15 protein-coding genes are annotated in these 25,331 nt (G+C 60.9%); 3 read left to right on the top strand and 12 right to left on the bottom strand.

Features of this window, described 5'->3' with window-relative positions; translation table 11 throughout:
* Positions 1–102: 102 nt before the first annotated feature.
* Both OIS50_RS12155 and OIS50_RS12150 read right to left on the bottom strand, forming a co-directional pair.
* Positions 103–1,719 carry a T9SS type A sorting domain-containing protein gene (locus tag OIS50_RS12155; RefSeq protein ID WP_264690908.1) on the bottom strand — a complete coding sequence of 539 codons (1,617 nt, stop codon included), beginning with the start codon at positions 1,717–1,719 and terminating at the stop codon, positions 103–105.
* 105 nt (positions 1,720–1,824) lie between these two features.
* Positions 1,825–4,617: a TonB-dependent receptor gene (locus OIS50_RS12150; RefSeq protein WP_264690907.1), complete on the bottom strand. Its 2,793-nt coding sequence runs from the start codon at positions 4,615–4,617 to the stop codon at positions 1,825–1,827.
* Positions 4,618–4,789: 172 nt separating this feature from the next.
* Between OIS50_RS12150 and OIS50_RS12145 the strand changes: the two genes are divergently transcribed.
* Positions 4,790–5,683 (top strand): YicC/YloC family endoribonuclease, encoded by an 894-nt coding sequence (locus OIS50_RS12145; protein ID WP_264690906.1) that lies wholly within the window; start codon positions 4,790–4,792, stop codon positions 5,681–5,683.
* 319 nt (positions 5,684–6,002) lie between these two features.
* Positions 6,003–6,545: a hypothetical protein gene (locus tag OIS50_RS12140; RefSeq protein WP_264690905.1), complete on the top strand. Its 543-nt coding sequence runs from the start codon at positions 6,003–6,005 to the stop codon at positions 6,543–6,545.
* Between the two features lie 190 nt (positions 6,546–6,735).
* Here OIS50_RS12140 and OIS50_RS12135 read toward each other — a convergent pair whose 3' ends face one another.
* The 10 genes from OIS50_RS12135 to OIS50_RS12090 form a co-directional block, all read right to left on the bottom strand.
* The gene (locus OIS50_RS12135) at positions 6,736–8,034 is read right to left on the bottom strand and encodes a M28 family metallopeptidase (protein ID WP_264690904.1); all 1,299 of its coding nucleotides are present in this window, start codon (positions 8,032–8,034) and stop codon (positions 6,736–6,738) included.
* Positions 8,027–8,482, bottom strand: coding sequence for a VanZ family protein (locus OIS50_RS12130; RefSeq protein ID WP_264690903.1), 456 nt, complete (start codon positions 8,480–8,482; stop codon positions 8,027–8,029). Before OIS50_RS12130 ends, OIS50_RS12135 begins: the two co-directional genes overlap by 8 nt.
* A 19-nt stretch (positions 8,483–8,501) precedes the next feature.
* Positions 8,502–8,882, bottom strand: a complete 381-nt coding sequence (gcvH, locus tag OIS50_RS12125; protein ID WP_264694370.1) for a glycine cleavage system protein GcvH — start codon at positions 8,880–8,882, stop codon at positions 8,502–8,504.
* A 161-nt stretch (positions 8,883–9,043) separates the two neighbouring features.
* Positions 9,044–16,480, bottom strand: a complete 7,437-nt coding sequence (sov, locus tag OIS50_RS12120) for a T9SS outer membrane translocon Sov/SprA (RefSeq protein WP_264690902.1) — start codon at positions 16,478–16,480, stop codon at positions 9,044–9,046.
* Between the two features lie 39 nt (positions 16,481–16,519).
* On the bottom strand, positions 16,520–17,125 hold the full coding sequence (ruvA, locus tag OIS50_RS12115) for a Holliday junction branch migration protein RuvA (protein ID WP_264690901.1): 606 nt from the start codon (positions 17,123–17,125) through the stop codon (positions 16,520–16,522).
* A 425-nt stretch (positions 17,126–17,550) separates the two neighbouring features.
* Positions 17,551–19,821: an NADP-dependent malic enzyme gene (locus OIS50_RS12110; RefSeq protein WP_264690900.1), complete on the bottom strand. Its 2,271-nt coding sequence runs from the start codon at positions 19,819–19,821 to the stop codon at positions 17,551–17,553.
* Positions 19,822–19,920: 99 nt separating this feature from the next.
* Positions 19,921–21,966: a LysM peptidoglycan-binding domain-containing protein gene (locus OIS50_RS12105; RefSeq protein ID WP_264690899.1), complete on the bottom strand. Its 2,046-nt coding sequence runs from the start codon at positions 21,964–21,966 to the stop codon at positions 19,921–19,923.
* Between the two features lie 4 nt (positions 21,967–21,970).
* Positions 21,971–23,416: an Asp-tRNA(Asn)/Glu-tRNA(Gln) amidotransferase subunit GatA gene (gatA, locus tag OIS50_RS12100; protein WP_264690898.1), complete on the bottom strand. Its 1,446-nt coding sequence runs from the start codon at positions 23,414–23,416 to the stop codon at positions 21,971–21,973.
* Between the two features lie 16 nt (positions 23,417–23,432).
* Positions 23,433–23,810, bottom strand: coding sequence for a twin-arginine translocase TatA/TatE family subunit (tatA, locus tag OIS50_RS20540; RefSeq protein ID WP_319805291.1), 378 nt, complete (start codon positions 23,808–23,810; stop codon positions 23,433–23,435).
* 12 nt (positions 23,811–23,822) lie between these two features.
* Positions 23,823–24,047 (bottom strand): twin-arginine translocase TatA/TatE family subunit, encoded by a 225-nt coding sequence (locus OIS50_RS12090; RefSeq protein ID WP_264690897.1) that lies wholly within the window; start codon positions 24,045–24,047, stop codon positions 23,823–23,825.
* 321 nt (positions 24,048–24,368) lie between these two features.
* Between OIS50_RS12090 and OIS50_RS12085 the strand changes: the two genes are divergently transcribed.
* Positions 24,369–25,271 (top strand): GAF domain-containing DNA-binding protein, encoded by a 903-nt coding sequence (locus tag OIS50_RS12085; protein WP_264690896.1) that lies wholly within the window; start codon positions 24,369–24,371, stop codon positions 25,269–25,271.
* Positions 25,272–25,331: the final 60 nt, after the last annotated feature.

The raw sequence follows: 25,331 nt of genomic DNA, 5'->3' as shown, positions 1-25,331 counted from the left end.
CAGCGTAAGCCGGCGTGGGCAAAACGAAATTCGGCCCGCCCCCGCGTTGGCGGAGGCGGGCCGAGTATCAGGGGTAATGATAAGTAAGGTAATCGGCGGAGGCTATTGCGCCACCACGAAGCGGACTGCAGCGCTGGTTTCTTCGGTTTGCACCGTAGCCAGGTACACGCCGGCTTTCAGGCTGCTGGGCAGGGTTACTTCCTGCGGGCCAGCCTGCAGCTTGCGGCCTTCGCTTACCACGGCTACTTCGCGGCCGGTCAGGTCGAGCACGCGCACGGTGGCGGTGCTGGCGCGGCGCAGCTCAAAGGCCAGTTTGGCGGCGGCAGTGGCGGGGTTGGGGTACACGCCCAGGCGCTGCACCTGGTCGGAGGTCTTTTTGTTGCTGGCTACAATACCGGCGAGGTAAGGCGTGTTCTGCGGGTCCCAGTTGGTCCAGCCCTGCGTCCAGTCGGTGGAGCCGAAAGCGCCGCGGTACGATACCCGCTCGAAGAACGTGTCGGCCAGCTTGGCATCGGCGAAGGCAGCGCCGTTTTGCAGCGGCGAGGCCGCGGCGGGCAGCACCTGCGGGTTGGTAAGCGTGTACGAGCCCGACTGGAACTGTACGTCCGACTCGTTGGCGTAGAGCGTATTGCTACGGGCGCCCTGGTTGTAGAAAGCGGCCACATCGTAGCTGCTGCCAGAGGCCGTAGCAAAGTTGGTGGGCAGGCCGGCCAGCACCGTGTTGGCCACTTGCAGCTCGCCGTTGGTAGCGTTGCCTTCCGAGGCAGTACCATCAATCAGCAAGCCCGTGCGGTAGCCCGTAAATACCGAGTTGAACACCGACAGCGCCGAGTTGCGGCGGATGTGCATCGCGCTTTTTACGTTGGCGTTCAGGGTAGTCGTACGGTTAATCACGTCGGTCACGTTCGAGAATACAGCCGCGGTTTTGGGCGAGGCGGTGGTACCGTTCCGGTCGTTGTCCGACTCGAAACCGTTCGAGCCCGATTGGTCACCGATGTTCGGGTCGCGCAGCGAAAACGCAAACTGCACCTTGCCCGCGTAGCCGTTGTCGGTATCCCAGTTGTCGTCGAGGGTGCGGAAGGCCACCAGGTGCTTGGCATTCACGGTGCCGCCAAACCACTCAAAAGCGTCGTCGCCGGAGTACGAAATCTGAATGTGGTCGAGCACGGTGCCCGAACCCACGCCCCCTAGGGTCAGGCCGTTGATTTCGGTGTCGGGAGCAAAGGCAATACCCGGAAACTCGATGCGCACGAAGCGTAGCACACCGGAGTTGTCGGCAGGGTTGGTGCCGCCGAAGTTCGACTCAGGCGTAGCCTCAATGGTAGGGTCGCCGGGCAGGTTGATGGGCGCCGAGCCGGCAATTACAATGCCGCCCCAGTCGCCGCGGGCCCGCTGCCCAGCCGGCTCGGCCGAGGTGAATACGATGGGCTGCTGGCGGGTGCCGTCGGCCACCAGGCGGGCGCCGCGCTTTACCACCAACGTGCCCTTCGAGGCCTTGTCGCCTTTAATAATAGTACCCGGCTGAATGGTGAGCGTAGCGCCCGGCGCCACGTACACGAAGTTATTCAGCACGTACACGTTGTTGTTCGTCCAGGTGGTGTTGGCGCTGATTACGCCCGATACCTGCACCACCGGAGCGGCCGTTTGGGCCAGCGCAGCCGGCGCGGCAGCGACCAGCAAAGAAGCAGCAAACAGTACGGGAAGTAGAAGCTTTTTCATAGCACGAAAGCAGTGGCTGATTGACGCTGCGAAGGTCCGGAACGACAACGCCTACCGGGGCACGGCAGGCGTTATCATATCGTTAGCGGGCAGTTACCTTTTCGTTTACAGGCGCCAGATCAGACCTAGGGTGTAGTAAGAGCCGCGGCGGAAGCGCGAGAAATCCTGGTCCTGGCCGCCAATCTGCTGGTTGCGGTCGAGGTCGCGCACCAGGCGCGTGGGCTGGTTCAGCACGTCTTGCAGGCCAGCCCGCAGGTCGAGGCGCTTGGCTACGGTTTTGGTCACGGTCAGGTCGAGCACGTTGCGCGGCATCTCGTAAATGCTGCCGTTATCTACGTTGCCCACGAAGGCAATGCGGCGGCCGATGATGTTGTACTGCGCCGACATCTGCAGGCCGTGGTCGTCGTCCTGGTAAAAGGCACCTAGGTTCACCACGTAGGGCGATTGGCCCTGCAGCGGGCGGCGCTGGATTTGGGTAGCGTCGCTGATGCGTACTTGGCTGCGAATCCACGAGGCGTTCAGCACAAACGAGAGGCGCTGCAGCACCGGCGAGGCAGCCAGGTCGATGAGCGACTTGCGCACCTCCACTTCCAGGCCGTAGTCGTAAGCGTTGCCGTCGGCGTTGCGGTACGATACCTTCAGCAGGTCGCCGGCGTTCTGCTCAATCACGCTCTCGATGGGGCGGTCGAAGTGCTTGTAGAAAGCACCCACCGAAATCATTTCGGAGCGCGAGGGGTAGAACTCGTAGCGCAGGTCGCCGTTGTAAATCGTGCCTTCGCGCAGCGAGGGTTGGCCCACCACCAGCCAGTTGTTGGCAAAGTCGAAGTACTGGAAGCTGGCCATTTCGCGGAACTCGGGGCGGTTTACCGAGGTGCTGCCGGCCACGCGCAAGAGCGAGCGAAGGTTGAAGTTGTAGGTAGCGTTGAACGAAGGCAGCACCACCGTGCGGTTGTAGTCGGCGTTTTTGCTGGGGTTGCCGGGTACCCGCACGGCGCGCACGTTGTTCTCCACACGCACCCCGCCCGATACATTAAAGCGGTCGGAAATGGGCGCCACCAAGCTCACGTACGAAGCCAGCAGGCGGTTGTCGCCGCGGTAGCTGTCGTCCTGGTTCGTGCCTTCATCAAGCACCAGGCCCGTACGGGCGTTGATGTTTTCGGGGCTGAAGATGGTTTCGATGGGCTGCTCGAGGATTTCGTAACGGAAGTTGTCCTCGTTGCCAATCTTGTAGGAGAAGTAGCGCGCACCGAACGAGCGGTCCTTCTGCTCGGCGTAAAAACCTACGCGCAGCTTGTATTCGTTGGCTTTGGTGGTGTCGCGGCCGGCCCAGCGGCGCTCCAGCTGGCCGCTGCCGGCCAGGGTGTTTTCGGTCAGGTTCGAGTAGAAGCGGCTCGCGTCGTAGGGGTTGCCGCCCGGCGGAATCTGAATCAGGAACCGGTCGTTGGTGCCCGCATCGCGCTGCGAACGGTAGCGGCGGAAGTCGGGCTCGTCGCGCTGCACGTAGTTGTAGCCGCCCAGCCAGGTAACGGTGGTTTGCGGCCCTAGGTCGTGGGTGCCCTGCAGCTGGCCCGAGTAAATGCTGCGGCTGGTGTAGTGCAAGGCAAAGTCGCGCTTATCGAGGCGGCGCTCCAGCGAGGTGCCGGTGCGGGCCACCACCTGATCCTGGCCAAACTGGTTCAGAAAGTTGCGGAACTCGATGCGGTGACGGTCGTTCAGGCGCAGCTGCCAGTTATGAATGACACCCAGGCGCACGTTGGTGTTCGACTGCAAATCGTTGTAGCGGTACTTGGCTTTGTAGTTGCCGTTCTCGTCTTTCTGGTCTTCGTAGTCGGCGCGCTCCACGTTGTATTGCTCGCGCGTGAGGCTGTACGACACCGAGGTAACGTTGCTCAGGTGGGCGCTGCCCAGCTCAAACTTGCGCAGCAAACCCAGGGAGGCGCGCACATCGGGCGAGGCTTGCGTGCGGCGGGCCACCCAGTCGTTGCGCAGGCGCTGGCCTAGGGCATTCAGCTCATCGTTGCTCACTTTGCCTTGCTGCACCATGCCCGGCGTGCCCGAAGGCAGCTGGCGGCGGCCACCATCAAAGCCCAGCCAATCGGTGCTGCTGCCTTGCGTTGTCGAGAAGTTGTTGAACGTAGTGCCGCTTCGGTACGACGACGACAGCGAGAACGTGGTGCCGTTGTCGAGCACCGAGTTCTTGGTGTACACCTTTACTACGCCGCCGCCAAACTCGCCCGGCAGCTCCGGCGCACCCGACTTAAACACCAGCACGCGGTCCATCACCGACGAAGGCAGAATATCAAAGCTGAAGGCGCGCGTATCGGTTTCGGCCGAAGGCGTCAGGGCGTCGTTCAGCATTACGGTGTTGTAGCGTTCGGCCAAACCCCGAATCACCACGAAGTTGTTGTTCTGGATAGTAACGCCCGGTATGCGCTTCACTACCTCGGCGGCGTCGCGGTCCAGCGTCTTCACGATTTGGTCGTTCGACATGCCGCTTACCACCACCTCGCTTTTCTTCAGGTCCTGAATCAGAGCCACCTCGGTGCCGGTTTGTTTCTGGCCCGTGATGGTTACCTCCTGCAGAGCCTGCACGTTCTCCTCCAGGGTGCCGTTTAGGGTGGTTTTCTCACCGGCTTTCACTTCAATCCCCGCGAAGTTCATGGGCTTGTAGCCGATGTTCGTCATCAGGATGTTGTAGGTGCCAGGAGCGAGTTTCAGTTCGTACTGACCATCGACACCTACCGGGGCTGCCTGGGTGGTGCCGGTTACTACTACGGTAGCGCCAATCACCGCCTCGCCGGTTTTTTTGTCGAGTACTTTGCCGACGATTGAGCCTTGCTGGGCAAAGGTTAAGCTGCTGACGATCAGCAGCAGAAAGAGTAGAAATGAGCGGCGCATAGCAGTCTGCTGGTTTGCGACGCAAAGCTATTTTGGGCCTGTTACGCCAGTATGACGCCGCGGTTATGCTACCATGACGCCACGGTTACCCTTGCGTTACGCCCTAGGTGCAACCTGCTGAAGATCTGCTAGGAGCTCTTACTTTTGCGCCTTCCTCTACTGCGTTCCTGCTATGCTCCTGTCCATGACTGGCTACGGGGTTGCTCATCACGAAACCGAGCAATACACCGTTACAATTGAAATCAAGTCGCTCAACTCCAAAGGCCTCGACCTGGGTTTGCGCACCCCGCGCTCCATTGCAGCCTACGAGTTGGAGCTACGCAACCTCGTCAGCCGCCAACTCGTGCGCGGCAAGGTCAACGTCAGCATCGATATTACCCGGCCAGCCGCAGCCCGCTCGCGTGCTACCCTAAACCGTGAGGCTTTAATGGCTGCCTATCAGGAGCTGCAAAGCGTAGCCCAGGAGTTGGGCGATGGCTCAAGCAATTTGCTGGAGCTGGCTTTGCGCATGCCCGGCGTGGTGCAAACGCCCGCCGAAGCCGCCGCGCCGTCGGAAGAAGAACTGGCTTTATCGTGGGACGACCTGCAGCCGCTGGTGCAGCATGCCCTCGACCGGGTACTGGAGTTCCGCCGCACCGAAGGGCAGGCCCTCACCACCGAAATCCTGAGCTACATCGACCGCATTCGCATTCTGTTATCGGATGTGGAGCGCCACGACCCCACTCGCCTCGAAAACGTGCGGCGCCGCATGCACGAGGGCCTGGGCGAGCTGATGCAAAACGACCAGTTTAATCCCAGCCGCTTCGAGCAGGAGCTGCTATACTATATAGAGAAGCTGGATATAGCCGAAGAGAAAGTGCGCCTGATCAGCCATTTGCATTACTTCACCGAAACGGTGCACCTGCCCGAGCACAGCGGCAAAAAACTGATCTTCATTTCGCAGGAAATCGGCCGCGAAATCAACACCATCGGCTCCAAAGCCAACGATTCCACCATCCAGCATTTGGTGGTTGGAATGAAGGAGGAGCTTGAAAAAATAAAAGAGCAACTTAACAATATCCTATAAGTCCTAACGGGCGTTAGGCTCAACTTACCTGATATTTTAGGATCTTTTCCATAGATTTAAACCAATCAATGTTTGGATGCGTAAGTAGCTTAAATCAAGCTCAACAGTAAAAGGAAAATTTTGCAGAATGTGGGTTTACAGCTTTTTAAGCCCTAATTTTGTAGCGCAAGCATGACAGCAGCCACTTGCACAAAATTATTTTTGTAGGAAGTTCTTGCGTTGTGCGTGTTTCTTCCTAAATTGTGTTATCCAAACAGACTGCCTTCGCCTCGTTAGGTAGTTTACCTAGAAAGATTTCCACTTTTTTTCGCTTTAGATGATGAAAAAAGTTCTACTCGCCCCGTTGCTCTGCCTTGCAGTGCTGCTCATGGCCGCCCGGCCCTTCGCTGAAGTGGAGCTCATCAAAAAGCGCGTTCTGAGCGAGCGTGTTGAAATTCTCATCCCGAAAGGCTTCGAGGTGATGAGCGAGCAGCAGATGGATTTCCTCTACGCCAAAGCGCAGAGCCGTCCTAGTGTTATCTACACCAACACCTCGCACGCTAGCCTCTCCTTCTCGTACACCGACAACACGGCCGACCAGGACATGGTTGACATGTACGCGGCCAACTTCATGAAGACGTACAAGAAGCAGTACTCCGATGCTACGTTCTTCGCCGATGGTGTGCGCGAAATCAACGGCCGCAAAGTTGGTTTCATTGAAATGATGAAGCCCGAGCTGGGCCACCAGGTTTACAACCTGATTTTCTTCACCGACGTGGAAGGCCGTCTGCTGATGTGCACCTTCTCTTGCCCCGACCGCCAGAAGCCGGAGTGGGAATCGGTAGCCAAGCAGGTAATGGGCTCACTGCGCAGCAACAGCTAAACAGCCTGGCATAACGCCACTGTTTTATACATCCCAGAATTGTCCGTTCCACCTCGGATGATTCTGGGATGATTGTTTTATACCAGGTTGATCCGTTGCAGGCACTGCACCAGCCCCGCCCGGCCATGCGCCACGGCGGGCTTGATTTTTGGGCCAACCATTAGGTGCTGATGGAAAATCTCGCGTTGGGCTACCGCTGCTGCTGCAGCTGATTCAGAAATGTTGTGGCAAGCTTAAACAAGCCCGCAAAACCGCTCAAGGGAAGTGTTTCGGCACGGTCGTGCACATCGTGGTAGTGCGTGGGCGTGCCGCGCAGATACACGAAGAAGGCCGGCACGCCGGCTTCGGAGAAGGGGTAATGGTCGGAGTTGGCGGCGGGGCCCCTAGGTGCTAAAGCGGGCAGGTGGTTGCCTTGCTGGTTGAGGCGCACCAAGGTTTGGTACTCGGGCTCGTGCAGCCGGGCGTTTACTACGGTAGCGCCGGCCTGGCCCGTGCCCTCCAGGTCGAGGTTCAGCAGAAAGCGAATGCGGCTAAGCGGCACCAAAGGCTGTTGCACAAAGTAGCGCGAGCCCACAAGGCCTGCCTCCTCGGCCCCAAACGCCAGGAAGGCCACCGAGTACCTAGGTCGGTGCTCGGTGTAGTAGGCAGCAAGCTCCAGCAGCATGGCCGTACCGCTGGCGTTGTCGTTGGCGCCCGGGAAGTAGGCCCGCTTGCCCATGCGCCCCAAGTGGTCGTAATGAGCGGATACTACCAAAAACGAATCGGGCTGCGCACTGCCGCGCACCATACCAACCACATTCTGCGTGGCATAGGCTGGCTGCAGTTTGGCTGCCACATCCAGCGAAACCATCGTACCTGCTGCAGCTTGCTTCGGCCAATGAGCGGCCAATACCTGCAGGCGTATTTGCGGCGCCTGCTGCCCGCTTACCGAAGCCGTGAGCTTATCCGGCACTAGCACGATGCGGGCAGCTGCCGAGGCAAGGTGCCGTTCGAAAGCAGCGGGCAGCGTACGGATGCGTTCAGCGTCGCGCTGCCGCAGAACCAGGATGCGGCCCCGTAGGGAGTCGGCTAAGAAGCGGTAACCAGCCTGCTCGTTGGTGAAGATCAGCGTATCGAGGTACGCAACTGGGCCGCGCAGTTTACCCGAGCCCGAAGCAGGCTCGGCAATAAAGTCCTCGCCGGAGCGGAGTGCGCGCTTGCCCACCGTAAGCTGTAGTTTGCCCGGAAAGGTGTTTACCGGCAGCTGAAACGGCTGAAAGTAATCGGGGGCAAGCGGCTGCAGCTTAAGCGCCGCAAAACGGCGCCTGATGTACTGGGCCGCCTTACGCTCGCCGTGCCGTACGTAGCCGCGCCCGTGCAGCTTTGGGCTGGCCAGGTACGCTACCGTTTGGCGCACCCGCTGCATATCCTGAGCCGAAGCGGCCCCTTTGGGCACCAGCCCAAGCAGCAAAGCTGCCCCTAGGTAGCAGAGGCTGCGGCACCTAGGCATGGGTGCGGGCTTTGGCGGCCGGAGCGGATGCAGGAACATCCCACCACCGGCGGATAAGCCACATCAGCAGCAACCCACCCACGGCACCCAGGCCGTCGCTGATCATGTCCGTCCATTCGCCTAGGCGGCCTAGGTCCATGAAGGTTTGCACCAGCTCGATGAAGGCACCCAGGAGGAGGCACACTGCCAGCACCCACCAAAAAGCCCGCCGGCGCAAACTCGGGAAGAGCCGTTGCCGACGGGCTGTAAGGATGTAGAGTACGGCCGTAACCACGAACATGCCGGCGTGCGCGGCAGTATCAAACGACAACAGCTCCCAGTGGGGCAGCGGCGGCAGCCGGTTCAGCGGACTCAGCGTGCCCCAGAGCATAAAGGCCGTCCAGGCTGCGGATAGCAGCAGCCAGACCCGGCTTCCGGCCAACGGGGGGGCGGTAGGCGGTTGGGTCATGGCTTAGGCCGTAGGGTTGTTAAGCGCCTACCAGGTCGCCGTAGGCTTCGGCGGTCAGCAGCTCGTCAATTTCGGCGGGGTTGCTGATCGACATTTTGATCATCCAGCCGTCGCCGTAGGGGTCGGCGTTTACCGTCTCGGGAGCGTCGCCCAGTTTGGCGTTTACTTCCAGCACCGTGCCCGAAAGCGGGCTGAACAGGTCGGATACCGTTTTAACGGCTTCAACCGTGCCAAATACTTCGTCTTTGCTTACTTCCTTGTCAACGGTGTCGATGTCCACGTACACGATGTCACCCAGCTCTTTCTGGGCAAAATCGGTGATGCCCACGTAGGCAACATCACCTTCAACGCGGATCCACTCGTGCTCTTTGGTGTACTTCAGGGTGCTGGGCAGGTTCATGTCAGGCAAAACGGAAATGTAGAAAGGGAGTTGCGGCTTAGCCGCGGCCAAAGGTAAGCTTTAGCCGCATTGTGCGCAGCCTAGGTGCGGCATAAAAAGCAGCGGGCCCGGCACGCACATACGGCGTACCGGGCCCGGTTGTTGGTTGCCCTGCGGCGGGCTTATTGCGACAAGCTGTATCGCAGCTGAATGCCGCCTTCGGTGGCGGCGTTCTTGTAGGAGTTGCTTACCACCTTCGGCTGCGACACGTTGCGCGTGAAAAAAAATTGCAGGTTCAGGCGCTGATTCACGACGTAATCGATGGTGGGGCGCAGCTGAAACTGGCGGTTGCCGTTGGTAACCTGCTGCTCGGGCCGGCCCACCGGGCCGGGGTCGCCGGTAGTGGGGTCGGGCGGGGCCACATCCACCACGCTGCGCTGGAACGTCACGTTGTCGCGGATGGAAAGGTCGAGGCGCGCGTTGAGCTCGTTGCGCAGGATGCGCTGCTCGCCCCCGATGCGGAACGGAATCCGGAAGCGGTTGGTGGTGTAACCCAGGCCGATGGTCAGCGTTTTGTTGCGCAGCTCGGTTACCTGGGCGTTGGTGGTGTTCAGGAAGAGGTTACGCTCCAGGCCGTAATCCACGCGGCCGTTTACTTTCTCCAGGGTCTGGAAGTTGATGCCCACCAGCGGAGCAAGACGCTCGGTAATGGTTACCTGATTCACCACGTAGTAGGGCACGTACAGGCGGTCCTGGTTTACCTGCTTCGAGAATTCCCCTGCCTCAGGCTTAGCGTCGTAGAGGGTGGAGGTAGTGTAGCCCAAAATCTGGTATTCCGAGGAGTACTGGTGCGTAATCGACACCGAGCGCAGGTATTGCTGCACGAAGGGCAGGTTGGCCAAGCCGTTGTAGTCGATGCGCCAGTTGGGCAGCGGTAACTGGCCAAACGGATTAAAAGCCTTGGCCTTGTGCCCCTCCGACGAGCGGCCGCGATACGCATCCAAGAAGGCCGGAATCAGTACTTCCTGCGAGTTGTAGCCGTAATAGCCGCCGTTAGGATTTTCCGATTGCAGGCTTTCGCGCACCGGCTGGCGGTTGCTCACAAAGCGGTTAAACGACTTCGACGCATTCTGCCGGTTTACGTCGCCAAACAAGGTGTTCAGCGCGAAGAACGACGTGCTGAACGTGCCCGAGCCCAGCGGCAGGCGTGGCGCCAGCTCAAACTTGCCGGTGTTCGGGTCGATGAAAGGCTGCAGGTTGACTTCGTCGACAGCCAAGCGGTAGAATACCTCGTTGTTTTCAACCCGCTGCCGACGAATATCCAACTGGATGTTGAAGTCGCGGAACGGTTCCAGGGCCGTGCGGGCGTTCAGGTTTTCCGTCTTCAACGAGCTTAGCGGCGTGTTCAGCAGGTCGCTGCGCTGCGTGTACCAGCCGCGCGAGTTGGCCCGGTTGTACAGGTCGTTCAGCTCATACTGCTGACCTAGAATAAACGGCACGCCCGGCGCCGAGAAGTCACTGTTCAGGCCGAAGAAGCGGGTGCCCGGTAGGTAACCCGGTAGCAGCGTGCCCGAGGTGCGGGTGTAGGTAAAGTTCAGCGAACGGGCCGTCATCAACGAGCGTAGCACGGCTTTCAGGGCGCGCAGCTCGGGGCCCTTGGCCGAGTCGGCCGCCTCGGGCGTTTGGGCATCGGGGGCGTTGCCGCGGCGCAGGCGGTCAATCTCCGAGCCGGGCTGGCGGCGCTGCGCCGTTGGGGCCGGGGCGTTGTTGATGATGTTCAGGAACCGAACCTTGTTATAGAGCTTCACCAGATCGATGCGGCCGTTGACACTGATGTCCTGGTTGTTCTGAATAGTGTTGCCGATATCGACCTTCTGCGTCGTGGTATCGTTCAGGCCACCAAGCGGGGCCCGCAGGGCCGTAGAGGCCGCTTGCCACGAGTAGTTGGCGGCATAGCGGGTGTCGGCCGAAAGCCAGTCGGTCAGCGGAAACTTATCGAGCGGCAGGCGGTAGGTAAGCGCAATGGTTTGGTTGAAGTTGGTGGTGCGGCCGCCGCGCTGCAGGTTGCGGCGCAGCAAATCCTGGTTGCGCTGGGCCTCTGGCGAGTCGCCGATGGCGCGGCCCACGCCTTCGTCGACGCTGCTGCGGTTGGTGGCGGTGTAGTCCAGGATCAGGCTTTTCGTCAGGTCCCACTTCAGGTCGTAAATGCGGTTGATGAAGAAGCTTTTCTGGAACACGCCCGGGATGCCGTCGGGCGTGGGCACCTCGCCCGGCACCAGCGTGCGCTGCAGGAAACGCTCGTTGTAGCGGCGGTCTAGGTCGGCGCGGAAGGCAAAGCGCGAGGGCAGGGGCGTGAAGTTCAGCTCCTGCAAAAACTTCAGGTACGGCGAGTTAAGCGCTTGTACCGAGCTCAGCGGCGCGTACGACTTGGGCGTGGGCTGGTAGGTGTAGGCCAGCGCGCCGGTGTAGGTACGGGTAAAGTCGCGGTCGGTCCGGATGTCGGTGTGCAGGCGCTCGGTAAGCGAGTAGCTTACGGCCAGGTTTTCCACATCGTAGGGCCGCACCTTCTTGTCGGGGTTCAGGCGTTCCTTCCGCACGTTCAGCAGGCTGATGGAGCGGCTGCGCGTTTGGTCGGTTACCTCGCGGCGGTAGGCGGCGCGGTCTTGCTCCGAGTCGAACTTCTGCAACGACTGCTCCAGCGGCGTGTCGGGGTCGAGGGGGTCGTACTTGGGCGAGCGACTTTCGTGGCCCGCCTGTAGCAGCACCGGCACCCGCAGGCCCAGCTTTTCAGGCAGGAACTTATCCACCGCCACTGCAGCATTCACGTCGCCGCGGGCAATGTTGTCGAGCGAGCGTTGCGAGGGGCGGTCTTGCAGGGCCCCGAAGCCCACCGAGGTAAAGCTGCCGGTGGCGGTAATGTTGGCCACATCGGCCAGGCGCGTGTTGAAGCGCGCCGTAGCTGCCCAGCCGGGGTTCTGGTCGAAGTTCAGCACGCGCAGCTCGTCGGCCCAGAGGCACAGCGACTGGTCGGGGCCCTGGCCGTTGTCGGAGGGGTTCTGCACGCCAATCATAAGGCCTTGCAGGGCGCTCAGATCGGGGTTGCCCAGCACGGTAATCACGGCGCCGTTGGGCAGCGTCTTGGAGTAGGGCACCAGGAAGCTGGCGCGGGCCTGGTTGCGCTCGGCCTTCACGTCGATGAAGTCCTGCAGAGCTACGTCGATGCGGTTGGCTACCGGCCAGATTTGGTCAGGAGTGGTGGCGCCGGGGCGGGTAACCTCCAGCGGCAGCGTGTACTGATAGTAGTTCTGGCTGTAGTCGGTGCCGAAGCGTACGAAGCCCTGGGTTTGGCCGTCCTGCAGGTTGCGGTTTTCGCTCTCGGCGTGCAAAAACAGCTTCAGGCGCTTGTAGCGGAGCAGGTCGAGGTTCACGTTTTTGTAGGCGGCTTTGGCGTAGCCGTCCTTCAGGCCCTCTACGCACAGGCGCAACGACTGCTCGTTTTGCTGGCGGTTTACGGTGCTCGAGCCGTACTCCCGGTCGCGCTGAATGCCGGGCGGCGTTACGTAGGGAATGGCGTCGCTCTGGCCGCTGGTAGCACCGTTCTCCTCCACGCTCACCGTCGAAATGGCGAAGGCGTCGGCATCGTTCGTTACGTTGATGGGCTGCCCGCTGTTGGGCTGCGCAATCACGCCTAGGTAGCGGCGCCATTGGTTGGCTACAAACTGCATCTGCACGAAGCGCAGCACCGTGGGCTGCTGCCAGCCCGTGAGGTACATCCGGATAAAGCGAATCGACTTAAAGCCAAACTCGGCGTTGGCGCCCTGAATGCCCGAGTACTGCCGGATGGGAATGCGGAACTGGTACCACGTTACCTGGTCGCCGTTGACGGGGCGGGTAACCTGATCCACGATGAAGTTTTCGCCCACGCGCAGCTGATCGGGGCGCAGCGGCACGCGGTACTCGTAGTAGCGCTCCGTGTCGGTGATGACGTTGTCGCGGTTCAGATCTTCCTTGTCGGGGTAGGCGGTGGAGCTCTGCGTGCCGTCGGCGCGCGAGTTGCCCTCCATGCCGTTAAAATCCTTGTAGCGACCTAGGATTTTCACGTCGGCCTGATCGAAGGAGCCGTCGAGGTGGTGGCGGAAGTTGTCGGCCGAGGCATCGGCAAAAGAGCCGTAGCCCGGAATGCTGGCGAAAAACTGCTGCTCCTCGGTTTGCGTCAGGCCGTCGAGGCCAATGTCCTGCCGCTCGCGGCCGCCGGGGGCGGTCGAAAAGGCGTCGGTCAGGAACTGCAAACGCGTAGCGCGGCCCCAGTCCGTGCGCTGCACGTTGGTTTGGTCGTTGGTATCGGGCAGGCCGTTCTCAAACTCGTACACGCCGTCCTTCAACAGGTCTTCCGACACCGAGCCCAGGTTGAAGTACAACTCGCCGCCCGAGGTGTTCGGGCCGCTCGGCGTGCTGGGGTCCGAGTCGTCGATGGTGTTGTAGTTCTTGCCGCTCTGGTTTTTGATGAACGGGTCCATCAGCCAGAACTCCAGGTACTCCACGTTGGCGTTGTCGAAGTCGGTATCGAAGGTGATTTCGCGCGAAATGCCGCCGTAGTGGCTCTGCGGGTTCGAGGTCAGGAAGCGGCCATCGGCCGACACCCGCGGCGAGTAGTTGTACTGCCCGCGCTCGGTGGGGTAATAAGCCAGGTCGAAGGTGTTTTCGTAGGTGTTACCTAGGGCGCCGTTGTCGCGGTTGGGGAACACCTCCGAGCGCGGCACGCCACGCGAGTAGTGGTTCTTCAGATCCTCCACGCCGATGTTACCCGGCTTGGAGCGGCCGTTGGTAAAGTACGTCTGGTCGATGGTATACCAGGCCAGCTTGGCGCGGCGGTAGCTGTACTGCAGGCCGGGCAAGGCACCACCCAGAGGCAGCGGCGTGGAAGCCAGCCGCCAGGTGCTGGTCGAGTTCAGACCACCTAGGGTAAAGGGCGTGCGGGCGTTTTCGAAGTCGTCGAGGTACGAAGCGCCGTCTTCGCCGCGGCCCAGCTTCGACTGTCCCGGCACAAACTGCGCAAACTCGCCGCTAAAGGCCACCGACGACGGCGCCTTGGTGCTCACGAAGGGCAGCGCATCGAGGTACTTCGTGAGCACCCGCGATTCGCGGCGCAGGTTCACGTCGAGGCCGTAAATCGTGTTGTTGCCGGGCTCTTCGCCCAGGTTCACTCGGTTGATGCCGGGGGCCTGGTTTTCGAGCAGGTGCAGCACCGTGCCGCCAAAGTTCAGGTCGTCGGATACCTTGTAGTCGAGGCGGGCGCCCACCAGCTTGCGCGGCAGCACCTGCACCACGGCGTCGCGCTCAAACTGCACGCGCAGCTCGTTGGCCGAGTTCAGGTAGCTCGGGTTCAGGATTTTAACCTTCGCCTGATCGTAGAATACCTGGTAATCGGTGCCCTCCTGCAGCAGCGTCGAGCCCGAGTACACCCGCACCGAGCCCTCCGGAATCCGGATGCCAGGCAGGGTAATTTCGTCGCTCGAGGTGGCGGCGTAGCGGCCCTTCAGGAAAAACTTGTCCTTCTCCTGCCGCTGCTGCGCGTCGCTCTGCACCTGCGTGTACAGCTCGGGGTACACGTACTGCCGCACCAGGGCCTCCTCGCCGGGATTGAACTGCGTTTGCAGGTACGAGCCAAACGGCTCAATCACCGGGAAAATCACGCGGCCCTGTTCCGGGTCGATGGTCAGGCCCGGCAAAAAGTCGAAGTTGCCGTCGGCGGGGCGGTCGTTGTTGGGGTTGAGGTTGTCGAGGTTGAAAACCTGCGTTAACGGCACGTTCTGGATGCGCGCGCCCTCCTTCAGCGACAACAAATCGAGGCCGGTCAGGTCGTCTTTATAGATGATGTCGAGGCGGAACTGGTCGCGGCTGAGCTGCGAGGCGTTCAGCGCGTAAATGTTCTTCATCATCAAGTCGAACACCGGCAGGTTGCCCGTTTGCAGGCGGTCGTTCTGGGGGTTCTGCGCGGCGTCGGCCAGGCCCACGCCGGGGTTGGTAGCGCGCAGCAGCTTCAAGAAGATGACGCCTGTGTCGGGCACGTTGCCGTACTCGGTCACCGTTTCGCCGATCTGGTAGGCACGGCCGTTAAACAGGTATTCGCACGAAATAGCCAGCACCTGCTCGGGCAGCAGCGGCGTGTTCAGCGAAAGGTAGCCGAGCTGCGAGTTGAAGGTGTACTCGCGCGGATCGAGCTTTCGGGCACGTACCAGCTCGTAATCAACGGTTTTGGTCAGGTTCTGGCTTTGCAGGTACCCATCAATCTGCTGCACATCGCGCGGGCCGCGGCGGGCCAGCTCTAGCACCTGGTTTACGTCGTTACCAGCCGGGGCAAGCTCGCGGCCGGGCTTAGCCAGGTTGCCGCGGTAAAGGCGGCGCGGCTCGGCCACGTCTTGCAGGGCCACCACGTTGCGCAACGTTTCGGTGGTGCGGTTGTCGTTGGTGATGTATACCTCCAGGCGCCGTATTTCGACGCCGCTTTGCACCGTGGGCAGGTTGCGCAGCACGGCATCGTACCGCTCGCGGAAGAAGTGCGACAGGAAGAAGTGCCGGTTGGCCTCGTACTGCGAGGCTTTGATTTCGAAATTGCGGCTTTGGGCGCCGTTTTGCACTCGTACCTCGTCGGCGGTGCCGCGCAGCTGGGCTGCCACGCCCGTTACGCTCAACTTGCCAAACTGCAGCTGCGTTTTGATGCCGAACATGTTTTGCCCGCCTTGCACCAACGAGTTGTTCAGCGGCAACGACACGTTACCCATCTCCACTTTGCGGATGATGTCGGTGTCGTAGCCCGTAAAGTCGGCCTTAATCTGGTTTTCGAAGTCGAACGCCGCGCGCGTGTCGTAGTTGAACAGCAGGCGCAGCTTGTCGCCAATCTGGCCCGTGAGGTTCAGATTGAAGTTTTGCTGAAAGTTGAAGTCGCCGTTGCGGCGCTGGCGCAGCGTCAGGGCCGGGTTGTCGTTGAAGTTCTGGCGCCAACCTAGGGAAATGGTGGCCGCGCCGTTGGGCCGGATGTCGATGAACTCGCCGCCGAAAATGCGACCTAGGCCCGGAGCCAGCGCAATTTTCGGAATCAGGCGCTTGGCCGCCGTGGCATTGCCCGCCTCGCCGGCCACGCCGCCCTCCGATTTGGTCCGGAAGTAATTACGAATGGCTTGCTGCTGCTGCAGGCGCTCAAACTCCCGGAACGATAACCGGGCCGGGTCGCGGTAGTCGAGGTCGGTACCGATGTTTTCCTCCACGTCCACGTAGTCGAGCGAGTCGCTCACCGTAACCTGGGGCTTCACGTTGTCGGGCAAGGGCAGCACCAGGGGCGAGCGGCGCCGTTCCGTCAGGAAGTTGCCCTGCCGGTCGCGCGGGGCCACTTTGGGGCGCCGGCTGCTGCGGTAGCGTGCGGTGTCGGCCGCGGCGGGGCGCGTGGTGTCGGGCAGGCCGGCGAGCAAAGGCCCGTGCGGCTGCACCCGCAACCAGCTCCACAGTTGCGAAAACTCGAACGTGCGATTCCGCGCCGGCCCAGCCTGCGACCACCAGGTCAGCAGGAAGGCTACGGCAACAGAGGAAAAAGCGGCAACGTACTTCTTAGTACCAGGTGTCAAGCAAAGGCGAAACAAAAGGGCCCGAAGGCCCAGGGAAAACTAATTCGACTTAAGAGCAAATTTAATTAAATCCTCCACGCTCAGGTCGTTGCCGTGTCGTTGCTGAATCTGGTCGAGCGTTTTCTCGGCAGCCGCCCGCGCAAAGCCCAGGGTAACCAGTGCGGCTAACGCTTCGGAGCGGTTGGTATTGTGTTGCTTCGCCAAAGGCACGGTTTCTACGCCGGCTTTGGCCAATAGTTCGTCTTTGCGGAGCCGGTCCCGCAAATCGAGCACGATGCGCTGCGCCGTTTTTGGCCCCACGCCCTTGATGGCCTGAATCGAGCGCACGTCTTCCTGAATAATGGCCTGGCGGATTTCGCCCACCGACATCGACGACACAATCACGATGCCCGTGCCCGGCCCAATGCCCGACACCGAAATCAGGTGCATGAACAGCGCTTTCTCGTTCGGATCGAGGAAACCGTAGAGCGCCTGCGCGTCTTCCTTGATGTGGTGGTAGGTGAAGAGGTTGATTTTCTCGCCCTCGGCCGGCAGCTTGGAATAGGTAGCCAGCGAAATCTTTACTTCGTATCCGACGCCCTGAACGTCGATGATGACTTGCGTAGGGTCTTTGTAGACAATCTTACCGTCGAGGTAGGCAATCATGTAGGCAGCGGTGTGATGACAGGTAACTCGGGCTAAGTTAAGCCGACATTCCGAACGCGGCCGCGCGGCGGCGTTCGGGTCTCAGGTCAACAGTAAAACCGGCCAAACAATTCGCCTAGGTGCCGCGCGGTGCCGGAGGCGCCGGCACCTAGGGGCAGGGTTGCCGATGCCCTGGGGGGGGCGGCATAAAAAAAACGCCCAGAGCCGGTGAGGCTCTGGGCGACCTAGGGCTGTGTGGACACTAAAAGCAAAGTATACCGCAGCCCGTCATGCTGAGCTTGTCGAAGCATCTCTCCCGCTTCGTCAGATAGAAGTTACTACCGGCCGTCAGCGGTAGAGATGCTTCGACTTCGCTCAGCATGACGCCCCTGTAGCTTATGTGTCCACACGACCTAGGAAGTTCTTTGGTGGCGCTAGAGCCAGTCCTACAGCGGGTGATTGTACGTCTGCGCGTCCACCACGGCAATGGCTGTCATGTTCACGATGTCGCGCACCGAGGCGCCGAGCTGCAGAATGTGCACCGGCTTGCGCATGCCCATCAGCACCGGGCCAATTACCTCGGCGCCGCCAATCTCCTGCAGCACTTTGTAGGCGATGTTGCCCGAGGTAAGGCCGGGGAAAATGAGCGTGTTGGCGCCTTTTTCGGCCAGCTCCGAAAACGGGTAATGCTCGCGCAGCAGCTGCGGGTTCAGGGCCGTGTTGGCCTGCATCTCGCCGTCCAGAATCAAATCGAGGAAGCGGCGCTTGGCCATTTCGGTGGCGCGGCGCATTTTGTCGGGCAGCGGGCCTACGTTCGAGCCAAAGTTGGTGTAGCTGAGCACGGCAATGCGCGGCTCCGTGTCGAAAAAGCGCACCGCCCGGGCCGTCAGGCCGATAATATCCACCAGCTCCTCGGCCGTAGGGTCGATGTTGACGGTAGTATCGGAGAAGAAGAACGGGCCTTTTTTGTGCAGAATGATGTACATGCCCGCCGCGCGCTGCACGCCGTCTTCCACGCCGATGATCTGCAGCGCGGGCAAAATGCTCTTGCCGTAGTCCTTGGTGAGGCCGGTGATATAGGCATCGGCCTCGCCGTTGTCGAGCATCAGGGCGCCGTAGTAGTTCCGCTCGCGCAACAGACGCTTGCCTTCGTACAGCGTCATGCCTTTGCGCTGGCGCTTCCGGAACAGGATTTCGGCGTACTCGTGGCGCTTGGCCTCGTCTTCCAGGATGTCGATGATTTCGCAACCCTCGAGGTCGAGCGAGTTTTCGCGGGCAATCTGCTCGATTTTGGCGCGGTTGCCCAGCAAAATCGGCGTGGCAATGCCCTCGTCGTGCACGATTTGGGCCGCCTTCAGAATTTTGTAGTTGTCGGCCTCGGGGTACACCACGCGTTTGGGCGTGGCGCGGGCCCGCGAGGTAATGCGGTTCATCAGCTTCTGGTTGACGCCCAGGCGCGAGCGAAGCTCGTCCTCGTAGCCGTGCCAGTCGGTGATGATGCGCCGGGCCACGCCGCTTTCCATAGCCGCCTTAGCCACGGCCGGCGAAATGGTAGTAATCAGGCGCGGGTCGAGCGGCTTCGGAATCAGGTACGTGCGGCCAAAGCTGAGGGTGTTGTCGCCGTAGGCCTTGTTCACCATCTCGGGCACCGGCTCCTTGGCCAGCTCCGTGAGGGCGCGCACGGCGGCCAGCTTCATGGCCTCGTTGATTTCGGTAGCGCGTACGTCGAGGGCCCCGCGGAAAATGTAGGGGAAGCCGAGTACGTTGTTTACCTGGTTGGGGTGGTCGGAGCGGCCCGTAGCCATAATAATGTCCTCGCGGGTGGCCATGGCTACCTCGTAGGCAATTTCCGGGTCGGGGTTGGCCAGCGCAAACACAATCGGGTCTTTCGCCATCTTCAGCAGCAGCTCCGGGGCCAGCACGTTGGCCGCCGACAGACCCAGGAAGAAGTCAGCGCCTTCCATGGCCTCAGCCAGGGTGCTGATGGGGCGCTCGGTGGCAAACTGCATCTGCAGCTCGGCCAGGTTGGTGCGCTGCGGGTTAATGACGCCGTCCTTGTCGAACACCACCACGTTTTCGCGCTTCAGGCCCAGCTCCAGGTACAGGCGCAGGCAGCTGATGGCCGCCGCGCCGGCACCGCTCACCACTACCTTAATTTCGCCGATTTTTTTGCCCACCAGCTCCAGGCCGCTCAGCAGCGCCGCCGCCGAAATAATGGCCGTGCCGTGCTGGTCGTCGTGCATCAGCGGAATGTTCATCAGCTGGCGCAGCTCCGTTTCGATGCGGAAGCACTCCGGCGCCTTAATGTCCTCGAGGTTGATGCCGCCGAACGTAGGCTCCAGGGCCTTCACGATGCGAATAAACTCGTCGGGGTCGGTGGCGTCAATCTCAATGTCGAAGCAGTCGATGCCGGCAAACTTCTTGAATAGTACGCCCTTGCCCTCCATCACGGGTTTGGAGGCCGCCGCGCCAATGTTGCCCAGGCCCAGCACCGCCGTGCCGTTGCTGATAACGGCCACGAGGTTGCCTTTGGCGGTGTACTTGTAAACGTCGTCGGGGTTAGCAGCAATTTCTTTGCAGGGCTCGGCTACGCCCGGCGAGTAAGCCAGGGCTAAGTCGAGCTGCGTGCTGACGGGCTTGGTAGGTACCACCTCGATCTTCCCCGCGGGGTTTTGCTCGTGGTAGTGAAGCGCGTCTTCCTTATTTATTTTCAGCATAAACCGGTTTGAGCGAAAACGAAAAGGCGCCGCCTGCTAAAGGCAGCGCCCGAAAGCAAGTTGCGACAAAATTAAGTAAATGAATGCCGCAAGTTTGGTCTAGCTGGCCACAATCAGCTTTTGGCCGGGTTTCACCTCGTCGGATTTGAGGTTGTTGAGCTTGCGCAGCTGCTCCACCGTAAGGCCCTGGTAGCGGCGCGAGATGTTAAACAGCGTATCGCCGGGCTGCACGATGTGCACCCGCTGCTGCGCGGCCCCTAGGTGCTGGCGCTGCTTTGTAGCCTTGGCAGGGAGGTGGGCTACTGTAGCTGCTTTAGCGGCCGGGGTTACGGGCGCAGTGGTTTCGCTGTCGGCGGGTTGGGTGAGGCGCAGCTTCTGGCCGGGCGCTACCGCTGCCGATTGCAGGTTGTTCCACTCCATCAGCTGCGTTACCGTTAGGCCACGCTCGCGTGCCACCTTGTTCAGGTAGTCGCCTTTCCGCACCACGTATTCGGTGGCAGCTTCAATGTGAGCCTGAGCCTGCGCAACCACGGCCTCGGGCTCAGCGGCCGTAGTTTCTGCCGCCACTGCACGCGCCGAACGGGGCGGTTGCGTGCGAGGCGCAGCTGCTGCAACGGGCGCACTTGCCGGCTCGGCTACTGCCGCCGTAGCGGGTTCGGAAGACTCCGAGGTGGCGACCGGGCGCTTGGTTACTTTCACGCCCATTTCGCTGGGTGTGCGGGGCGCGGCAGCAACCGCAGGTGCGGTGGGCTTGCGCGTAACGGCCACCGCCGTGGCCGTGGTGTTGGTTTCTTGCGCGGGCACAAACACCACAATTTGCTGTTTGGGGCGCAGGGCTTTGCCTTTGGGCAGGTGGTTCCAACGCCGGAGTTGAGCAGTGCTTACGCCGTACCATTCGGCCAGCTCACCTAGGGTTTGGCCTTTACGCACGGTGTGCACCTTACGGCGCGTGCGCGGCGCCTCGGCAACTGCGCCTACTTCGCGCTTGGTGTTCTTTGGCGCGTTGTTGCTGTTGGCAGCCAGTGCCGAGGGGAATGGCTCAATACCTTGCAGCCTGGGTGGCAAGGCCGCAATGGGCTGCGGCAGGGTTGCCTGCGGCAGGCAGTAGCCAAACAGCGTGGCGCGGTCGACCTGTTGCAGCAACGGCCTGGCCGAAGCCGGAAACTTAACGGCGTAGGGCCGGTAGCCCTCGGGCAGGTAGGTTTTGCGCAGCTCAGGGTTCATGCGCAGCAGGGCCACCGAGTCGAGGCCGGCGGCCTGGCCGAGGCGCGCTACATCGAAGGCACGGCCGCCGATTTGCAGCGTATCCATGGGCTGCGCGTACTGGTAGCGCAGGTCGGGGGCGTGCAGGTTGTGCTGCTGCGCGTACTTCATGGCGTACAAAATGGCCGTGAAGCTAGGCACGTAGTTGCGCGTTTCCTGCGGCATGTGCGGGTGCAGGTCCCAGTAATTGCGCTTGCCGGTACGGCGCATTACGCGCTGTACGTTGCCCGGGCCCCAGTTATAGGCAGCCAGTACCAACTCCCAGTCGTGGAGCATGCCGTACAAGAAGCGCAGGTGTTTGCAAGCGGCTTCGGTGGCCTTTTCGGGGTCCATACGCTCGTCAACCCAATCGTCACGGCGCAGGCGCAAATCACCGGCGGTAGGGCCCATAAACTGCCACAGGCCAGTAGCGCCCACGCGCGATTTGGCCGTCGGGATCAGGGCCGATTCCACCACGGCCAGGTACTTCAAATCCTGCGGCAGGTTGTACTTGGCCAGGTACTTCTCGAAAAGCGGGAAGTAGAGGTTCTCGCGCTCCAGTACCCGCTGCATGTAGGTGCGGTTGCGCTGGGTGAAGAACGTGACGTGCGACATCACCACGTTGTTGAACACCAGCGGCATGTCGGAGTCGATGCAGCTGAGCCGGTCGCCCACCAAATCGCGCATGGCGGGCGGGGTTTGCATCCAGGCCAGCTTTTCGGGGCTCAGCACAGGCTCAGCCACCAGCGAATCGGGCGCCAGCTCCAGCTGTACCTGCGTCGAGTCGAAATCCGTTCCGGCCTCCGGCGGAGCTATGGGTGGCACCTGCGTTTGGCCCGCAACCGGGCGAGCAAAGGCAGCAGCCAACAACAGCAGGGCAGAGGCGCGGAACGTTCTTTTCATGCAACTACGGAGCTACAGCAGAGGCAACAACACTTTCGGTCAGGTGCTTGGCAAAGGCCAGCATCTCAGCTTCGCGGAAAGCGCCGCTCATCACCTGCATGCCAATGGGCAGCCCGGCTTGGTCGTTGCCGATGGGCAGCGAAATAGCGGGCACGCCAGCCAGCGAAGCCTGAACAGTAAATATATCAGCTAAATACATTGCCAGCGGATCTTTCGTGTTTTCGCCGATGCGGAACGCCGTGGTGGGCGAAGTCGGCAAAATCAGGAAGTCGTACTGGCGCAGCAGCTCGTCGGTTTGCTCCTTAATCAGGCGACGCACGCGCTGGGCTTTGGTGTAGTAAGCGTCGTAGTAGTTGGCCGACAGCACAAAGGTGCCCAGCAGGATGCGGCGCTGCACTTCTTTGCCGAAACCCTGGCTGCGCGATTTCTTGTACAGCGAGGCCAGGTCGGTAGCATCAGGAGCCCGGTAGCCGTACTTTACCCCGTCGTAGCGCCCTAGGTTCGAGCTGGCTTCGGCCGTGGTGAGGATGTAGTACGTGGGCACCATGTAATCGAGGTACGGGAAGTCGACGGCTTCCACCACGTGGCCTTGGCCGCGCAGTTGCTCGATTACGTTCTCTGTAGCTTGCTTAATGTCGGGCGACAGGCCCGGGCGCTCCAGCGTGTCGCGGATATAACCGATGCGGTAGTGGGCCTGCGGCTCGAGCAGTTGGCTGTAGCTGGGCACGGGCTGCTGGCTTACGGTCGAGTCGAACTCATCGGGGCCGGCCATTACCTCCAGCAGCAAAGCGGCATCGTCGACGGAGCGCGTGATGGGCCCGACCTGGTCGAACGACGAGGCGTAGGCAATCAGCCCGTAGCGCGAAATACGCGAGTAAGTAGGCTTCAGGCCCACCACACCACAGAAAGCGGCCGGTTGGCGCACGGAGCCGCCCGTGTCGGAGCCGATAGAGGCCAGGCACATATCGGCCTGCACAGCTACCGCCGAGCCCCCCGACGAGCCGCCGGGCACACGCTCGGGGTCGAGTTCGTTGCGGGCCGGCCCGAAGTACGAGGTTTCGTTGGAAGCGCCCATGGCAAACTCGTCGCAGTTCTGGCGGCCGATGAGGATGGCGTCTTCGTCGAGCAGGCGCTGCACGGCCGTGCCGGTAAACAGCGACTTGAAACCATCGAGAATGTGGGAGCTGGATTGCAGCGTGTGGCCCTGGTAGGCCAGCACGTCTTTCAGGCCGATAACCATGCCGGCCAGCTTGCCGGCCGTGCCGGCCGCTAGTTTGGCGTCAACGGCGTCGGCCTGGGCGCGGGCTTCGTCGGCCCACACTTCCAGAAAAGCGTTGAGGTGGGCTTTGCGGCCGATGTTATCCAGATAATACTCCACGAGCTGGCGGCAGGTGATGTTACCGGCCGCCAGCTCGTTACGAACTTCCGTTAGGGAGTTAAAGCGTCTCAAGGGAGCTTGGCTTAGATCAAGTGGTAGGATGCTGATCGGAGGGGGGGTGGGGCAAACCGGCCGGGGTTACGGTGGGTTGCTCCGGCGCCGGAACGGGGCCGCCTTGCGGCTGATCGAGGCCCGACGACTGGTAGGCTACCGGGGCAGGCGGCGCCTGCTGGTATGGTTGCGGCTGGGGCGTAGGCTGCTGGTAGCCGGCGGGCTGGGTGCCGGCGTTTTCAATTTCGCTGCGAATCTCGCGCGAGGCGTCCTTGAACTCGCGGATGCCCTTGCCCAGGCCACGCGCCAGCTCCGGAATTTTGTTGGCGCCGAAGAAGATCAGGATGAAAAGCAGAATGACCAGCATTTCGCCGCCGCCAACATCGGGCAGGAAAAGAAACACAGAGGTGCTCATCGCGGTAACAGATTAGCGGCTCGGCTGCTGCGGGTCTCGCGGGCTCGTCGGGTTGGTGTCGCGGTATTCGGGCTTTTGCTCCTTCGAAGCATCCTTGAACTCGCGAATGCCCTGACCCATACCCCGGAACAATTCCGGAATGCGCTTAGCCCCAAACAACAGAACTAACGCAACAACTATCAGCAGAACCTCGGTAGTGCCGAGGCCACCGACAAACAGAAAAAGAGAAGCTAGCATGGTTTCCGGAGTGGAAAGTGAATGATAGTTAGGCTTACGGCCAGGCCTGCCAAACGGATTGTAAAGGTACCCTATAATTTCCAAACCCGATTCTTGCGTACCACATTCCGAAATGAAGAATGAGCAGCAGAACGTATGTTGCTTTGCATTTTTGCCCGGGCAGAGGCGAGGTTCAGCGAGTGAAAAGAAATGTTTGGCGAGGGAAACCGCCAAATTGCATTTGTTCGTAGGTACTTAGTGGGCTTATTCTGCCCATAGGGCGAAGACACTGCCGCCGCTTATCCGACCCCAGCCATGAATGTTCAAACCCTTTCCCCGCCCATGATTATCCCCGGAGTGGCAAACATGTTCGGTGAAGAAGACCGTCTTGAGGCGTTGCGGGCGTACCGAATTCTGGATACCTCGCCCGAAGAAGACTTTGATGCCTTGACGCGCCTTGCGGCTTACATATGCGGCACGCCGATTTCGCTGGTGTCGTTGATCGATAGCGACCGGCAGTGGTTTAAGTCGAGCTTCGGCCTGGGCGTGAGCGAAACGCCCCGTGCGTACTCCTTTTGCCAGTACGCCATGGTGTCGGATGGGGTATACGAGGTAGAGAATGCCGCCGACGACCCACTGTTCCGCAACAATCCGCTGGTAACCAGCGACCCAAATATTCGCTTTTACGCCGGTGCTCCGCTGGTTGCACCCACGGGGCAGCCCCTAGGTGCCCTGTGCGCCATCGATACCCAGCCGCGGCACCTCACGGATGAGCAACGCGACGCGCTGAAAACGCTGGCCCGCGAGGTGGTTTCGCACTTGGAGCTTCGCCGGGCCCGCTTGCAACTGGAGCAGGAGCGCGCTAAGCTGGAGGGCTTGCTGCGCATGGCCAACGATACGGCCGCTTCGCTGTACTCCAACGGCCGCACGGAGTTGTTTGTGAAGCAAGACCACAAACTTGTGCGCGTGTGCGCCACGGATATTTCGTACGTGGAGGCCCTAGGTGATTATGTAAATATTTACGTAGGCAACGAACGCTACACCGTGTACACCACCATGAAGGACATGCTCACGCGCCTGTCCTCGCGCGACTTCGTGCGCGTGCACCGCAAGTACATCGTGCGCCTCGACCGCATCGTGACCATCGACGGCGATTCGCTGGTGGTAGACGGGGGGCGCGCCTCGTCGGTACCCATCGGTAACTCCTACAAACAGGACCTGATGAGCCGCTTGAATTTGGTGTAGCGTACCCCGGCTAAGAAATTTTGGTGGTTTAAAAAGAATTTTAGTCCATTCGCCGAAAAT

Origin of the sequence: Hymenobacter sp. YIM 151858-1 (genome assembly GCF_025979705.1) — a bacterium.
Lineage (GTDB): Bacteria > Bacteroidota > Bacteroidia > Cytophagales > Hymenobacteraceae > Solirubrum.
Note: the sequence above shows the minus strand (reverse complement) of the source record. Positions and strands in the feature narration are given on the sequence as shown.

What these genes read in the sequence shown, in the direction of transcription:
- OIS50_RS12110 (WP_264690900.1), bottom strand. Translation starts at nt 19,821, where the DNA reads ATGCTGAAAATAAATAAGGAAGACGCGCTTCACTACCACGAGCAAAAC.
- tatA (WP_319805291.1), bottom strand. Translation starts at nt 23,810, where the DNA reads ATGAGCACCTCTGTGTTTCTTTTCCTGCCCGATGTTGGCGGCGGCGAA.
- OIS50_RS12150 (WP_264690907.1), bottom strand. Translation starts at nt 4,617, where the DNA reads ATGCGCCGCTCATTTCTACTCTTTCTGCTGCTGATCGTCAGCAGCTTA.
- ruvA (WP_264690901.1), bottom strand. Translation starts at nt 17,125, where the DNA reads ATGATTGCCTACCTCGACGGTAAGATTGTCTACAAAGACCCTACGCAA.
- OIS50_RS12085 (WP_264690896.1), top strand. Translation starts at nt 24,369, where the DNA reads ATGATTATCCCCGGAGTGGCAAACATGTTCGGTGAAGAAGACCGTCTT.
- OIS50_RS12105 (WP_264690899.1), bottom strand. Translation starts at nt 21,966, where the DNA reads ATGAAAAGAACGTTCCGCGCCTCTGCCCTGCTGTTGTTGGCTGCTGCC.
- OIS50_RS12130 (WP_264690903.1), bottom strand. Translation starts at nt 8,482, where the DNA reads ATGACCCAACCGCCTACCGCCCCCCCGTTGGCCGGAAGCCGGGTCTGG.
- OIS50_RS12135 (WP_264690904.1), bottom strand. Translation starts at nt 8,034, where the DNA reads ATGCCTAGGTGCCGCAGCCTCTGCTACCTAGGGGCAGCTTTGCTGCTT.
- OIS50_RS12140 (WP_264690905.1), top strand. Translation starts at nt 6,003, where the DNA reads ATGAAAAAAGTTCTACTCGCCCCGTTGCTCTGCCTTGCAGTGCTGCTC.
- gcvH (WP_264694370.1), bottom strand. Translation starts at nt 8,882, where the DNA reads ATGAACCTGCCCAGCACCCTGAAGTACACCAAAGAGCACGAGTGGATC.
- OIS50_RS12155 (WP_264690908.1), bottom strand. Translation starts at nt 1,719, where the DNA reads ATGAAAAAGCTTCTACTTCCCGTACTGTTTGCTGCTTCTTTGCTGGTC.
- OIS50_RS12090 (WP_264690897.1), bottom strand. Translation starts at nt 24,047, where the DNA reads ATGCTAGCTTCTCTTTTTCTGTTTGTCGGTGGCCTCGGCACTACCGAG.
- OIS50_RS12145 (WP_264690906.1), top strand. Translation starts at nt 4,790, where the DNA reads ATGCTCCTGTCCATGACTGGCTACGGGGTTGCTCATCACGAAACCGAG.